Raw genomic sequence first — 15,595 nt, 5'->3', positions numbered from 1 at the left:
ACAACGACGACTAACGCTCCGCATCGCGGATGAAATGGGTAGAGGATCTCAACCTCTGATCCCAGACACCCGGCATTATGACGCTGGTCCGCCAGGCGTAGGTAAGACGCACTTGTCGATCGCTCTCGGGCGAGAGGCGATCCTGGCCGGATACACGGTGCAGTTCACCACTGCGACGACGCTGGTCGCAGGCCTTGCCAAGGCGCACGGCGAGCGAGGCCTGGACGAGAAACTGCTCGCGCTGTCGAAGCCAAAGCTGCTCATCGTCGACGAACTCGGCTACTTGCCGCTTGAACCTGACGCGGCGCATCTGTTCTTCCAACTGATCAGCCGGCGCTACGAAACCGGCGCCATGCTGATCACGTCGAACCGCAGCGTTGCCGAATGGGGCACAGTGTTCGCCGATCCCGTGGTCGCCACCGCGATCCTCGACCGGCTCCTGCACCACAGCCACGTGCTGACGATCCGAGGCGACAGCTATCGGCTCCGCGCCAAGCGCAAGAGCGGCCTCATCAAGACGCCCACCGCCGGTGACGGCCCTCCGGTCGGCTCCGCCTCCCTCCGGCCCGCCACCGGCGGAAACAACCTTCAACCGAGATCATAATCGCGATGGTGGGGGCAGTTCTTCATGACGCAAAGGGGGCAGTTCCGGATGGCGTTTGACAAGGATACCCAACTCTGCGGCGGAAAAGGCGCTTCCACTTATCGCCAGGCAAAGCAAATGAGTTGGTCGAGTCATCGCCACATAGTGCTGCTTGAGCCGCGTCAGGTCTCGTACCCCAGGTCCCGCACCACCGCTCTTCTGACCTAGTAGCCAGGGCTTAAGAGCAACCAAACTATGCTTGGAATAAAAGGTATCGAGTACGAGCGTTGCCGTATGCGTTTCACCTTTCACGGAGTGAGTGGAGCCGACACGGATTTTCACTGCAGGACCTGCTGCGGGATGACGAAAAATATTATCACGAGTGCTGAAGGTGCCTGCTGTAGCTGCAACCAGCGGGTAGTCAAGAAATTCGAGGGCCGCAGCTGACCCAGTTGATTTAGAGATAGCCATTCCGATTGCATGTAACGCCGGAACCCAAACTGAGCTCCACTCTTCGCTTTCAGGCATTGCATTATTGAATCCAACCCTGCTTTGGAACTCCAGGTAAAGGGATTTCGCCTCCTCATTTTCAGCGAGCTACTCCAATAGCTGCAGATGACACCGCCGGCGATTGCTCGGGGCATCGAGCGGATTCATCAGTCGGCCCAACCGAAGGATTGCCTCGGCGACACTCTGAATTGCACCATGCGACTCACCCGTCTCCTCGGCGTCTCGCTGCGCGCGGGATGGGGAAAGAAAGGGCCGTGCTCCGGAGTAGGTGGCGATCGGGACGCCCGCCGCTTTAGCTCTTGCGCATATTAGGGCGCCCTCAAGTGGCGTGAAGCGGACTGTGTACCGCTCCGATCGCTGCCTCGTCTCACTGCCGCTTTGCGCCATCGCACCTCCCGCGTTGTGGCGTCTCCCGGGGCCGGGCCCCGGTCGTGGTCGCGAGGGGCGCGAAAGCCCCTCGTCGGCGGGCGTGCACACAGGCATCGCCCGCCGCAGGCGGTCCCAGGGCGGCCGTGAGCCCTGGTCGTGGGTGCAAGGGGCGCGAGAGCCCTTTGCCGGATGTCCGTGAAGGCGGGTTGGGTTCACGGCTCGCAGATCATCCGGGGCGGATCCAAGGCCGCCATCGCCTTGGTCGCAGGGTGCGGGATCGAAAGTCCGCGTCGTCCGTTCAGAGCCGTCAGCTACAGGCTGGCGGTTCTGAACGGACGACTTGAGCGGGGGTGCAACGGGGGCGGCGTTCCTAGCCCCCTCAAGGTGTGCGCGGCGGTCCGCGCACACCTTGTATCCTTCACCATAACTCTACGTTAGATTGCAAAAATTGCCGACAATTCGTGGGCTGGTTTAATTTGGATCCTCTAATTAAGCGCGGCCCCTTCGATCAGCAACGCGTGGAATCCATTCGCTTTCTTGGGACCCTGAAGCCGTCAAACTGAGTTCAGGTAAGTTGCTCTGTACCCGGGCGGGATCAAACAACACCCTCTTTAGAGGAAGGCTTGAAGGTCGAGCCGAGATGCTTCGAGCGCATTTCCTTAAGCCAGTTCTCGTTTTCGACTAAGAAATGCTTATCGACACGCCCGGGCTTATCCGTGGTCACAAGGTAGTATTCGAGGACCAACAGGAAAGCGGTGATAATCAATGCAACAATCGAGAGCAGAGGCTGCGCCAGGAAGCTGTCGCGGACAATCTGGTCTATCGCAGTCAACGTGTGCAATTGCTCGGTCATTTGAACTTTTCCGCTATCGCCGCCTCGATCTCTTTTACCCGATCCACGATTTGCTGATACTTCTTTTCCTCTTCCGTGGCTCTAAACGCCGCAAGGCCGCATGAGTTGCTACGATTCCGCCCACCAGCAAGGGAACGACAAAAAATCCTGTAGCTAAGCTTGCCACGACGGCAAAACTTCCGACCATGGTCGCAATTCCCGTGCCAGTGAACGACATGCACACGAGCTTCTTCGTGTTTTTGTTTGCGGTGCGATCCTCCGCCAGTCGTTTTAGAGCCGTCACACTGTTTTTGACCTCTGCTCGATCATTTTGGTGCGTGACATAGTCTAAAAGCTCGGGAAGCAATGCGGCGTCGTCTAATTGCGCAAGAATCTCGTTCAGACCGTCCACACGCGGATTCTTCCAACTCGGTCTTCAGGCGAGATAGGAAAGCTTTGGCGTCCATGAAAGACGTGCCCCCCGGCGGCTGGGCGTCCTGCACGGTCAGTGCGAAGGCGAATTTCTCTCGCTGTACGGCCGTCGTGGCCATCGTAAGCTCGCCGTAATTCGCCAGCGAATATTTCTGCGCCTATGGATGAGCAGAACGCCGTACAATCTACAAGAGCGGCCTAAGGTCCCGCAACCTGTATTTCTGCGAAATCGACCGATCAAAAGCGGTCACTAACCCATGGGGCATTGCGCACGGGCACGATTGAAAAACCGGGCAACGCCTTGAATCAAGAAGCAAAGTCAGGAATGACGTAAGCGAGCGCGCATAGTCCTTGCGCGAGGGACAGTCACCTCGGGTCGAAACCCGGCACGGGGTTCGGGGAGCGCTGTTGCGCGGCGCGAGTATGGCCCGCTCCGGCGAAGCCGGACGCGCAGATTGCATGAGAAATCCTCGTTAAATCTTTTATCGCCATTTCGGCATCAGCTTCCTGCAGCGCGTGGCGCGGACGAAGCAATTCGCCGTGAAACTAACCCTCACGCTTTCCTCCTCCGTCCACGGAGTCATCGCCGTCCTCTGATCTTGCGGACTTAAGCGCCTCGGCGGCTTCATGGCGCTCCTTCTCTCACGTTGCGGTCGCAGGCGATGCAGCCAGCCTCCTGCGGCGCTCCTCCCGTCGCAAGAAGGCCGCGATGTCCGTGGCCGGAAACGAAGGAGGAAATCATGAGAGTTATTTCACAAAGCGAATTGCTGCGCGCCACGAAATTCGAGCTGCAGGTGCTGCTGCGCGAAATCACGGCGAGCCTGCCGGCCTTGCCGGAAGGCTCGCACGAACTGAGGATCATTACAATCTGCACAATATCCGGCTCGCCCTAGCGCGGCCAGAGCTCAGGCCGCGCTGAGTGCTCCCGGCGCACCGCATAGGCGTTAAGTTTATTCTTGAGTGTTGGAATCACACGTGATTCCTAGCCGGGATGGCAGACGAATCGCTTCTGAACGAGGACTGGACGAGAGTGCTTACGCAACTCGGCGGGGCTGCGCAGCTTGAGATAAGTGCGCGCCAGACGAAGGCTTTCGTGCGGCGGCGCCAAATTCCAGATGCGGTGTCGTTACTTCGGCTGATGCTGGCCTATTGTCTGGGTGAAAGAGGGTTGAGATCGACAGCCGCGTGGGCCGCTTCTGTTGGCCTTGCCGACCTCAGTAGCGTGGCGTTGTTCTATCGCCTGCGTCAATGTGGCGATTGGTTTGCAGTGCTGGTGGAGGGCTTGCTCGCTGCGGCAGCCCCGAAGGCGAGCCGAGGCCGCCTGATCCGCATTATCGATGCGACGACAGTGCCTCAGGCAGGACCGGCTGCGCGCAGGAACAGTGAGCTTTGGCGCGTTCATAGTGCATTCGATCTGCCATATGAGCGCTTTGGTCACTTCGAGCTGACAGATCAGCAAGAGGGCGAAACGTTTGACCGGATACCGGTGGTCAAGAACGAGATCCGCATTGCTGACCGCGCTTATCTGCAACCCGACCGCATCGCCGCTGTCCGCGACGCCGGGGCAGACGTTTTGATCCGAGCGGGCTGGAAGAACGCACGTTGGCTTGATGCCAAAGGCCTTCCGTTCGATCTGATGGCCCAATTGCGTGCGGCGAAGGCGCACGGACTGATCGATCGGAGGATTTGGATCAAACGCAAGGACGGTTCGCCTCTGGCTATGCGTCTGGTCGCAGTCAAGAAGCCCGCCGGTGCAGTCGCGGCTTCGCGTCGTAAAGCCCGGCGAGACGCACAAGACGAAAACCGCGTCATCTCCAAAGAAACTCTGGAAGCCGCGGATTGGGTCATTCTGGTCACGTCGCTCGCACGGGACGAGTTCTCCACCAAGGATGTACTCGCGCTCTATCGACTGCGATGGCGCATCGAACTTGGCTTCAAGCGACTGAAGAGTCTGATTGGTCTCAAGACGCCACCTGGAACCGATCCGCGCTCCGCCAAGCCCTACCTGCTGGCCCACCTCTTGATCATCCTGCTGCTCGAGCCGCTTGCCCGCGACTTCGAGGACTCTCCCCGCTGGATGCAGGCCGCCTGACAACACCTGGCGCTTGGCGCGTTCTGCAACAACTCGTTGCATCCTTGCTACATCCGTCGGTGACAGAAGCATAATTCGGCGACAACGCTTGCCATGTCCGCATGATGTTGGCGGTCGTCAAGGTATCGCCGATCGGCAAGATCGCTTCCGCTCCGCCATCGATGCCAATGACGCCAGTCTGCAACGCGCCAAAACGAGCCGTTAAGATAGAGTTCGCCGCCTGCGAACACCCGACCGGCCTTGGCCGCGTAGCTGGTCTGGCGGTGGTTACGGTAAAAAGTCTTTCGTCATACAAGCCGTGTCGCGGGGGGCAGCCCGCCCTCGATCGGTTGGTGGTGGCGGCTCGAGGGCCGGGAAAGCGGACAATTACGATAATCACAAGCCATGACCAGCCTGTGGGCGCGTTGATTGCGGGTGCCATGCAGACGTTGGCGGGTCCTCTACAAGAGCAGGTAGGTGCCAAAGTGGACGCGCCGTCCTAGCGTCCTCCTGTTCCTCTGCCGATCACCGAGCCAGAAGCGAACACCGAGAAGCTCATACGGACAAAACCTTACGACGTGCGGAATCAGGGTGGCTGCGCATGCACACCTCGTTGACGAGCTCCGGCGCTCCGATTTTGGCGCCGATGAAGGCGACGAATGGCGGGGCGCGCGACTACGCAAAATCAATCAGCCAAGGAGCAGTCCATGGAGCGTCAACCGGTTGACGCGATCACGGCGATTAATCGGTTTGCCGGTTCGGATCCGAAGAGAGTTGCGCTGAGGCACGGCGCAGACGAACTCACATATGAGGCCCTACGATCAAGATCGGATGCCCTTGCAAAGACCTTGCGAGAGCAGGGTGCTCGCGGCGGGGTTGTCGGCTATTGGCTAGGGCGGGACCTCGACTGGGCGACGGCGGTCATCGCAATTTTGAAAGCTGGATCAACGTACCTACCGCTCGATCCTTGGCTGCCGGCTTCCCGTACATCATTAATGATCGAGCAGAGCCGCTGCGCTTTGTTGATGGGCCGAGACCGACCGGCATTGCTCAGCCTATTCCAGGAGAGCAGCAAAGCAGCTCCTCAATTCGTAGCTATAGAGGCGGCCCTGCGCCGGGGGCAGACCTCGTCTGTTGTGCCATCGCCGAACGTGGATGGACTTGCCTATATTCTGTTTACGTCTGGTTCGACGGGCCAGCCTAAGGGCGCAATGATCGAGCGCGCTGGCCTAAACAATCATTTGGCGGCAAAGATCGATGCTTTAAGTCTCACTCGGACGGATTGCGTCGCGCAAACGGCATCGCACTGCTTTGACATCTCGCTTTGGCAGCTTCTTTCAGGGAATTGCGTCGGAGCCTCTACATCAATCATCGATGATGCGACCCTGAGATCGCCGTCATCGCTTCTTCAAGCAATTCAACGATGCGGCGCTACGGTCGTCCAATTCGTTCCTTCGATGCTGGCAGTGTTTGTTGAATATCTGCAATCGCTTGCCGCGGCAGAGCGAGCCATGGATGGCTTGCGGATTATTTCTACGGTCGGAGAACCTCTAACGCCCGGATTGGCGCGTGCGTGGCTTGCCTTGTATCCCCGCGTTTCCATTCTCAATCATTACGGGCCGACCGAGTGCGCCGACGGCGTGACGCATCATCTGGTTGCCGTCCCGCCTGCGCTGGCTGAGCCCTATGTGCCGATCGGCAGGCCAATTCAAAACGTTGAGGTTTATGTCGCGGACGGACCACGGCTCTGCAATGTAGGAGAAGTCGGCGAAATCTGTGTTAGCGGCGTCGGTGTCGCTGCCGGTTACGTCAATGATCATGTCCGCACCAAGGATGCGTTTGGGCCAAACCCGTTCTCAAGCGACCTGGCCTTCCGGCGCCTATATCGGACAGGTGATCTGGGGCGCATCCGTTCCGACGGCCTTTTGGAATGTCTCGGCCGACGGGATCGTCAGGTCAAAATTCGCGGGCACAGAATCGAGTTGGGAGAAATCGAAGCTCGTTTGTCCGCTCATCCATTGGTGCATGGAGCAGTCGCAGTCGCCTCTGTCTGCACAGGTGTAAAGCTTACGGCGCGAGATATCGCTCGGGCGGAGGCGCAAGCCGAATCGCGGCGGCTTTTTGCGTATGTGACGGCTCCAGCTGAACTGGCGGAAAGCGACCTTCAGAAGTTTCTTGCTGAGGCACTCCCCAGCTACATGCTTCCGGAAAGAATCATCCGTGTCAGCAGTATTCCACTGACCAGGAACGGAAAGGTCGACTTTGCAGCATTGCCTGACCCGGGGAGTGTTCGGCCCTTATTGTCAACGCCCTTCGAGGAGCCGCAATCAGACCTCGAAGTCCGGCTACGTCAAATCTGGTCTGGCATTTTGCGTATCGAGAACATAGGTGTGAATGACCAATTCATAAGCCTCGGCGGAGACTCCCTCCGCGCAATGCTTATATTGGGGCAGTTGCAGACCTTGCTGGGAGTGAAAGCGGATTTCAGACTGGTCCTGAATGGCACAATTCGATCTCTTGCCGCTTCGATCGAGGCTCGGACTGAGCGCAATCCATGCACGGCTTTGACATGCCGAAAGCTAAACCGATCACCTCTGACGCGTCTCCAGGAGCACCTTTGGTTTCTGGCACAGCTCGATCCATCTGCGCGGAACTACATCATTCAGGGCGGGCTGCGGATTAAGGGCAACATCGATTTGGCTCGGTTCAATCGCGCCTGGACCGAGGTCATTCATTCCCACCAGGCACTTTCGGCGCGTTTTATCGACGAAGACGGTCCTGTTCAGTGCTTTGATGCTCCTCCATGCACCAATCTTGAATCGATCGATGCATCTCATCTCACCTCCTCCGAAGATGAGGAGCTCATCGCACAGTTTCGGCGAACGGAACTGAAAGACAATTTCGATCTGGGACAGGGCCGCTTGTTTCGCGCGCGCATGGTCCGGTTTGGTCCTGACAATCATCTCATATTGATCACCGCTCACGAAATCATCCTCGATGCCTGGTCAATTTCTGTTCTGCTCAGAGATCTTCAGCAGAGATATTTAGATGCCGCGGCGCCTCGGCCAGAGAACCGTGCGTCACTCTCGGGCTACGCGGCGTGGGAAAAACAACACGTTTCTCCAGAGGCGCTGGAGAACCAACGTCACTATTGGCGTCGTCAGATTGGTGATGATCCGCCGGTGCTTTCGCTTGGAAGAGCGCGCCCGCAAACAAACTCATACCGCGGCGGCTCGCATCCAGTGTTGCTTGGCGGCGATCTATCCGGCCGGGTAAGAGAATTCGCGCGGCAAAAGAGCTGCACCACCTCGACAACACTGCTTGCGTGCTTCCAGCTGCTGCTACGAATGTATAGCGGTCAGGACGATATTGTCGTCGGCATGCCACACGCTGTACGGGATCAACCTGGCAGCGCCGACATCATTGGCTTTTTTCTGAATATGCTGCCGATCCGAGCCGCGATTGATGCCGGTCAGTCCTTTGCTGCGCATGCCAGGCGCATCCAGAGCCTGGTCAGCGATGCCATCGCAAATTCGGCCTATCCATTCGGATGGATGGTCAGGGACACCAGGTTATGTCGCGAACCGGGTCGATCACCGATCTTCCAGGTCATGTTCAACATGTACTCCGAAGCAGCCGAGCCACTTGGTCGGGACGAGTTGGCTCTAACATTCCGCGGCGATGAAATTGCGCTCCAGCTGGCGTATGCGGAAGACATCATCTCGAGTGATCTGGCTGTCCGCATGGCTAACAATTTGCGGTGTCTGATTGCCGCCTGCGTTGATAAAGCGCTTGCGCCCATTGAGGAACTAAGCTGCCTGAGCGCCTCAGACCTCACTATACTGGATTCGCTGGATGGGTCGATCCAGCAATATGAATCCGAATGTCCGCTTGCCGAAGCCTCCGAGCAGATCAGCGTCTCTAACCACGGCAAAGTAGCATATTTTGGCGAGTTCGGGGAGGTCACGTTTGACCAGCTGCGTGCGCGCGTGGCAGCTATCCGCTCGCTACTGCGGGAGATGAAAGTGGGGGCCGGCGATCTGGTCGCCATGCTTATTGACCGGTCGCCGGACGTTGTCGCTGTCATGCTTGCGGCGCGAGGCTTGGATGCTGTTGTTGTGCCGATAGCTCCGGATTATCCGCGTGATCGGATCCAACATATCCTGGGGGATAGTGAAGCAAAGCTCTTGGTTCACGTGATTGCTACGGAGCCGGAGTTTGACCTACCTTCAATTTGTCTATCCACCTTAGAAAGGTGCAGCAGGACCGCGAACAATTTCGCACCTAGCGAGAGACTGGTAGATCGCCGAATTGCGAACCTCATATATACGTCCTCCTCCACAGGCCGGGCGAAGGGGGTTCTTATACCGGAAGCGGCCATTCTCAACCGGCTGAACTGGATGTGGCGGCGCTTTCCCTTCGATGCCACCGACATCATGATTGTCCAGAAGTCCGCCTGCCTTGTTGCCTCCGCTTGGGAGTATTTTGGTGGACTTCTGAGAGGTGTGCCCACGCTGATCCTCACCCAAGAGCAGGTGCTAGATCCGGATCTGTTGTTGTGCAGTTTGGCAAAACATCGCGTGACACGCTTTTTTGCCTCTCTACCACTCCTGTCCGGTCTCATCGGGTCCCAGGAACGGCAACCGCAAAGGACCGCCTTGAGGTTGGTCACAAGCAGCACAGCCTTCAGGTTGGTTGACAGTGTTCCCCTGACGACAAGCGGAAAGATAGACCGTGCTCGGCTATCCTCCGTTCCTTACCGCGAGATAGAAGCTAGTCCATCTGCTGAGCCCCGCACCAGGAACGAGCGAGTTCTTGCTCGGATCTGGGAGGATCTATTAGACGCCAAGGGGGTCGGAATCGACAGCAGTTTCTTTGATATCGGGGGCGACACTCTTCTGAGCGTGCGTTGCGTCACGCTGGCGCGAAAAGCCGGGCTGAATCTCACCGTCAACCAACTTTATCGAACACCGACCATCAGGGAATTGGCGGCCGAGGAAGCGGAGGCGGCACCCCACAACGTCGCTTCCGCGGACGGCTTACTGCCTGTGCTTCCCGTAATATCGTTTTGGAATTCTCTTCTCGGCTTTGACGAGCGTTTTAACATGGGTGATCTGTTCTTCTTGCGTGGCGGCATCCTGAACATCAAGATCCTGGACCGCGCACTTGTCCATGTCATCGAGAGGCACGAAGGCCTCCGGCTCCGCGTTGCCCGAACCCAAGATGGACTACGGCTGGGGATTGGGCCTTGTTCGGCCGAGCGCATCGTGGAGGAGATCGATCTCGTTCGGATGACCGGCGCAGACCAGCGCAGGACAATCGAGAGCGTCTGGGCAAGACGTCAGCACATGTTTCGGTTTGATGGCCACACGCCTCTTGTTCACGTCGCGGCCTTCCGTACTTCGGAAAGCGGCGATTACTATCTGCTGGTGCTGATGCATCATTTCGTAGCGGATGGGATGGGCTATCGGCTATTTCTGGAAGCATTGGAAGGCGCATACAACGCTCTTGCTGCAGGCCATGACGTGAATGGCCCCGAGACCGTACAAAGGCTCTCTCCCTGGTTGAAGCGCCTCGAGCACTACGCGAACAGCGAAGCACCAGACGAACTCAAGCACTGGGAGGGCATTGACTACGATCAGTTCAACTTGCGTGTCAGCGACGCGTCATCGGGCGGCACGAGCGTTGCCAAAGAAAGCGCGAGAGAGCTTCACGATGCAAGTCTTAAAGGTCGTCGGGAGGATGCGAACGGCCGTTCGATTCGGGTAGATCAGGCGAAGTACCATCTTGAGGTCGACGGGGAAGCGACAGCGAGTCTCCTCAGGATTGGCGCCAAATCAGCGCATTGTCAGGACTTTGATGTGTTTCTTGCTGCCCTGTCGGGTGCGTGTGGAGCCCTGTTCGGCAACTATTCGCTCTTGATTGATAGCCTGACCTCGACACGAGGTCGGCTGTTTGACGATTTCGATTCATCTCAGATCATCGGGCTTATTAGCGAGCTCGTTCCGCTTCCATTGCATGTCACCGGAAGGGAGGCGCGTTCGGACCGTGCTCGCTCAATATACCGGCAGCGCAATGCGCTGCCTCGTGGGGGAATAGGCTTTCGGGCGCTGAAATTCCTAAACCGAGATCCAGCCGTGCGATGTCGGCTCGATCGCCTGCCACTGCCCAGAATTGGGGTGAATTATCGCGCCAGTTTGCAGCGCCATTTCGCATGCCGGTTTCTAGACACAGAACCTTATCCACTTTGGATCGGCGAATACATGCATCAAGCGGCGGCGATCTACCTCTCCTTTTCGAATCGGATATCAATCAGGCGACTCTTGCAACAGGAGCTTTCGCACACGATCGATGAATTAGCAGTGCTGAGGAGTGTGAATCATGGATGAGCGCAATGCGGAGCTCGTCGTCAAAAGCGATCGCGATGCAATCCCGAAGAAGAATCGGGACATCGATCTATCGGACCAAAATCTCCTGAGCCTTCTCCTGCGGCTCGCCATTCCATCTGTTATCGCCTTATCGATCAATGCGTTACAGCAGCTCCTCAACGCAATCTTTCTTGCATCACTTGGCGCGCGGGCGATCGCAGCTGTCAGCCTGACGATGCCGCTCATTGTCCTGGTCGCGGCCGTGGGAGAGGGCATCGGTGTGGGCACTGCCTCCTTCATATCTCGTCATCTTGGTGCTGGTAATGCGTTGGAGGCGGGCCGGGGTGCGAGTACGGCGCTCACGCTCGCCGCTCCGATTGGGATCACCATCACGATCGCTCTGCTTATAAACCTCCGAAGCATCTTCGTCGTACTCGGGGCGACTCCATCCATCCTGCCCATGGCGGTCGACTACGCCACGATCCTCTTGCCGGGCGCTGTTATGATGCTCCTAAGCATCGTCAGCGGTTTCATCGCCAGAGCTGAAGGGAACACCCGATTCAGCATGTGGACCACGCTGAGCGCTTTCATATTAAACGCCGTGCTCGATCCCATTTTTATATTCTTGCTAGGCCTGGGCCTGCGAGGCGCAGCCCTAGCAACGCTGCTATCTGAGCTCGCGGCTATAAGCTTCTACATTGCGTATTTTGCTAAGCGGCTCGGCACTGTGCTTGTCAGGACATCCCAGATCTCGCTACGAGTAGATCGCATCAGGCAGCTCGCGCTCATTGGGGCGCCCGCGACGACGACAAGTATCTTAACCGCTCTTGCCGGTATGTTCTTGTACGGAGCTGCTGCGCGGTTCGGCGACGAGTTCATCGCGGCGGTGGGAATAGCCGCAAGAATCTTGACAATCGGGGCGCTGCCTATCACCGGTTTCTGTATCGGCTCTCAAGCTGTGCTGGGGTTCGGTTGGGGAGCGCGCGACTTTGCCCGTGTAATGAAGGTTGCGAAGTTTATGGTCTCTATCACCGTTGCGATTTCCGTTGCTTATTCAGCAGCCGTTATCGTTTTTGCCCGGCCTTTGGTCAGGTTGTTCAGCGATAACGATAAGGTCACGGATATTGCAGTTTCGACCTGCATCGTCTTTCACCTGTTTTTTGGACTTTACGGTATTCAGAGAGTTGTAACGACAATGCTTCAGGCGGTGGGAAGAGCACGCCTCAGCGCTGTCGTATCTTTCGCAAGGCAGGGGTATCTCTTCATACCAGCGGTACTTCTATTCCCTGTCATATCGGGCTTCAGTGGGGTTTTGGCCAGCCAAGCCATCGCTGAGCTCGGCGCTGGAATGATCGCGCTATACGTCATGTTGCGCCAGTTCGCTGAGCTCAGGCGAGGAGGACCAGCACATTCAGCCAGGAATCGAGAGGGCTCTTTGAGTTGATCAGGCATCATCCCGACCAATTGATAAATTCCTCGCGGGCGAAGCAGCCAGCCGTCATCCATTCCAGGCTGCTTCCCAAGTCGTTGCCCTCGTAGGCAGAACGAATGTCGGTCGGGACGGCCGCTGGCTGCCTGCTATCGACCTCGGCCTTATTGGCCCAGTCGTGCAGCCTCTGCGGCGTGCAGCCGATCTGGCCGCAATCGACGTCACTGCCGCCTGCGCGAAAGGATGTTCGCTGGCGTGATCCAGACCATAGGAACCGCTCGGGTCCGGCTTGTCGCCTCGTTCGTCATGGCGCTCCCTCTGCTAAGGATTTGGAGCCTCTGGCACCCCGTGGCGGCTCACAATCTACTTGTTAGACAAACATTCCGAGGAGGTCGACAATAGATGAGGCAGCACGAATCGCTCTATTCGACTTAGATAGTCGCCTTGACCCGTTTCTAGCAAGTAACTGTATCCAGCGATAAGTCTGGGAGGCTCACAGCATCGACACGAGAAGCTCTCAGCGAGAGAGTATTCGGAGCAGTTGTAGTCGATCGTTACTTCGTCCCTATCGCAACCAATCTCCTCGATTGCAATCAGGACAATGCCACCACGTTCCACCTGAAGGCGGGCATTTGGGCGGCAACAGTGATTGATGAAGTCTATGTATTCACTACAAAGGTGTCTACTGCGATCAATTTGTATCGTTCTCTTGGTTGCCTTCGGATAGACCTCGCCTTCGAGTGTTTCTATGACATTTCCCCTCGTTATGGTTTTTCTCGAAAACAAGCCGAACCCATTTATCTTAGATCGTCCGACGTAGATGCGATCTGGCGGCTTACAAACGTTATTAATTTGGCTCATGATGTCACGTCTCCGATCTGACTCAACTTTTGCTTCTATCCCGTTTAGCTGTCGAAAAGGTAGCTGTGCTGCCTTGTTTACGATCATGCGATCTAACGCTCTGCCTGTAGGCCGGCAACCTGCGAATGATGGTAGTCTCCGCTCGTTGAGCAGCAACTCTGGCCTTCCAATTGTAGATCGCCGCTTCGGAGATCCCATGCTTTCGAGCCAGCTCAGCCGTTCTTCAACCTCATGCTCTGTATTCGGTCTGCCTCTGTTGATCCCTTAACGCGCGTGCCGCGGGTATCTTACTTCTGTTCGTGGTCGGCAAAGCGGCACATGATGGGATTCGGTTGAAGGGTCGATTCGAGCTCATCGGCGTAGCCTGCCGCCTTGAGGCCTTGAGGAGCCACGACAGATCATGCGAACTCGATGGTCCCACGCGCCTCGGCTAGCGTCTTTTTGGATGGCATGGCGACCCACGTTCGATGAAGCACGACAGCCATCTTTCTGCCCAGCGCGACCTTCCCACACTGCTTCCTCGCCGGTGGCACGGCACCGCCCAAGCCTTCATCGGAGACCAGTAGGCGCCCGCGGATTGGGAGTGCAGGAATCACCAAGGATTCGACCACGGTGGAGCGGAAGTCACCCAAGGACGGACCGATCCTGGCATCGGTCATCAAGAGCGAGCAAGCCGGGTCGCTGCGCCGCTGATACATAATCGCCTCCAGCATGGCGTCATCGCGACCAACTCACGAACCCCCGCTGCTAACAGAGTCCGCAAGACGATTACGATTTTGAGACCGAGCGGACGCAGAAGTACTCGGCGGACCTGCTCTGCGGGAGCGATGGGGCGAATGAGATGCGTGCGAGCAGCTGGCAACGTCCGCGGCCTGCTCTTCAAGGATGGTGAATGTTACGCGGCTCATACCTTAAGGGCGTCCCGAACGTGCTGTAGGTAGATTTCCAAGCCATCGATATCTGGCCGCCATTGGTCCTTTGCTAGATGACGCGACCACAACTGCCAATTCGCACCAAAAGCTCTTGATCGATAGTCGTGTTCTGCGGGCCGCTGCCGTCCTGTCTTGTCAGGTACGGAAGAGTATAGAAGCTGTCGAGCTTAGTCGTCGCGTACTGCGGCTGGATCAATATCTTAAGGTCGCACGTCCTACAGCTCACAAGCCGGTCGCCCTCGCGAGTAAAACGATTGCCGGCAAATTGAAAGCCGGGGAAATAATGTCATTGCGAACTGTACCGTCCGGCGGTGTCTTGCTCTTCAATTCATATGCGATCGCCTTTCGCCGAAGAAACTCCACATCATCTTCGGGGAGAAATGTCATTGGCGCGGCGAAGTAGTCGGTTTGCGCGTCGTGAACCGTTTAATTCCTTTCGGCTCTGCATGCTCGCTAAGATCGACTTCTTGCGTATCGCCGATTTCGGGATCTTCCCCGCCGGGAACGGTAATGTTCACGGCGCAGTCCTCCGGTGAACCAGCGAGCGACTTGAACTCCGCGCCTTCTATGAACTGCTTCGGCCACTCATGTTCTTTCTGGTTTACGATGAGCTTCTCGTTGCTCTTTTTATCCTCCGCCATAAATTGCTTTCTTATCAACGGGTAACAGGAGACTATCGCTTGGGTGGAATCAGTAGCAGAATACATCCGCGACAGTGTGAAGGAGGCGTCCTCTGTCGAAAAGCCCATGCGCTGATCAGACTCCATATCCCGTGGGCTACAGCAGAGGAGGCGCCGGTTTTTAGCGTTTGAGCCGGGACTCGCTGGCTCACTCCTGTAGAGAACTGCACAATATTGGACGCGTTATCCAGGACCGTGTTTTGTAATCAATCTGTTTCAAGTTGCCCCTACGCGACGGTGCTCAATACTTTCAATGTGAGTTGCGCGAATGCCTAGCACCCGAGAGCCTGCTTCAGTGGCTTGCCAGCGGTCTACATAAATATCAATTCATTCTGCTAAGGGCTGACTTTCAGTCCCATTGGGCGACCGGCAACAACATGCCGGCCCTGTTGTTCGTAAGCGCTTAGCCGTGACCCTATTGAGGCTGGGTTGACGTTTTGCGGAATCGCCACGGCATGAGATCATCGATCTTGCTATGGGGATGACCGTCGATGATCGCCTCGAGTGTTTCAGCGATGTAGGCAGCCG

Annotated in this window: 9 protein-coding genes and 1 pseudogene; 5 read left to right on the top strand and 5 right to left on the bottom strand. The window is 57.1% G+C overall.

Annotation, left to right across the window (positions count from 1 at the left end):
• Nucleotides 1-85: 85 nt before the first annotated feature.
• Nucleotides 86-604 (top strand): annotated as a pseudogene (locus tag IVB12_RS31030) (ATP-binding protein); the annotation flags it as partial.
• Here the strand turns inward: IVB12_RS31030 and IVB12_RS31025 are convergent.
• From IVB12_RS31025 to IVB12_RS31015, 3 genes are all read right to left on the bottom strand, one after another.
• Complete coding sequence (locus tag IVB12_RS31025; protein ID WP_247304963.1) at nt 599-1,111, bottom strand: hypothetical protein; 513 nt, start codon at nt 1,109-1,111, stop codon at nt 599-601. The pseudogene IVB12_RS31030 and the gene IVB12_RS31025 overlap by 6 nt on opposite strands.
• Nucleotides 1,112-2,057: 946 nt before the next feature.
• Nucleotides 2,058-2,315: a hypothetical protein gene (locus tag IVB12_RS31020; RefSeq protein WP_247304961.1), complete on the bottom strand. Its 258-nt coding sequence runs from the start codon at nt 2,313-2,315 to the stop codon at nt 2,058-2,060.
• 34 nt (nt 2,316-2,349) lie between these two features.
• Entirely contained in the window at nt 2,350-2,706 is a 357-nt protein-coding gene (locus tag IVB12_RS31015; protein WP_247304959.1) for a hypothetical protein, read from the bottom strand.
• Between the two features lie 760 nt (nt 2,707-3,466).
• On the opposite strand from IVB12_RS31015, the gene IVB12_RS31010 reads away from it, so the two are divergent.
• The 4 genes from IVB12_RS31010 to IVB12_RS30995 all read left to right on the top strand — a co-directional run bounded on the left by IVB12_RS31010 (nt 3,467) and on the right by IVB12_RS30995 (nt 12,609).
• Nucleotides 3,467-3,619 carry a hypothetical protein gene (locus IVB12_RS31010; RefSeq protein WP_247304956.1) on the top strand — a complete coding sequence of 51 codons (153 nt, stop codon included), beginning with the start codon at nt 3,467-3,469 and terminating at the stop codon, nt 3,617-3,619.
• A gap of 98 nt (nt 3,620-3,717) precedes the next feature.
• A complete protein-coding gene (locus tag IVB12_RS31005; RefSeq protein ID WP_247304954.1) occupies nt 3,718-4,818 on the top strand; it encodes an IS4 family transposase in 1,101 nt (366 codons plus the stop codon).
• A 686-nt stretch (nt 4,819-5,504) separates the two neighbouring features.
• Nucleotides 5,505-11,186 carry a non-ribosomal peptide synthetase gene (locus IVB12_RS31000; RefSeq protein ID WP_247304951.1) on the top strand — a complete coding sequence of 1,894 codons (5,682 nt, stop codon included), beginning with the start codon at nt 5,505-5,507 and terminating at the stop codon, nt 11,184-11,186.
• A complete protein-coding gene (locus tag IVB12_RS30995) occupies nt 11,179-12,609 on the top strand; it encodes an MATE family efflux transporter (protein WP_247304946.1) in 1,431 nt (476 codons plus the stop codon). The genes IVB12_RS31000 and IVB12_RS30995 overlap by 8 nt, the downstream gene beginning before the upstream one ends.
• A gap of 1,244 nt (nt 12,610-13,853) precedes the next feature.
• On the opposite strand, the gene IVB12_RS30990 is transcribed toward IVB12_RS30995, so the two are convergent.
• Entirely contained in the window at nt 13,854-14,168 is a 315-nt protein-coding gene (locus tag IVB12_RS30990) for a hypothetical protein (RefSeq protein ID WP_247304944.1), read from the bottom strand.
• Nucleotides 14,169-14,770: 602 nt separating this feature from the next.
• The gene (locus tag IVB12_RS30985) at nt 14,771-15,136 is read right to left on the bottom strand and encodes a multiubiquitin domain-containing protein (protein ID WP_247304941.1); all 366 of its coding nucleotides are present in this window, start codon (nt 15,134-15,136) and stop codon (nt 14,771-14,773) included.
• Nucleotides 15,137-15,595: the final 459 nt, after the last annotated feature.

Origin of the sequence: Bradyrhizobium sp. 179 (genome assembly GCF_023073535.1) — a bacterium.
Lineage (GTDB): Bacteria > Pseudomonadota > Alphaproteobacteria > Rhizobiales > Xanthobacteraceae > Bradyrhizobium.
This window is presented reverse-complemented; position numbering and strand designations above follow the sequence as displayed.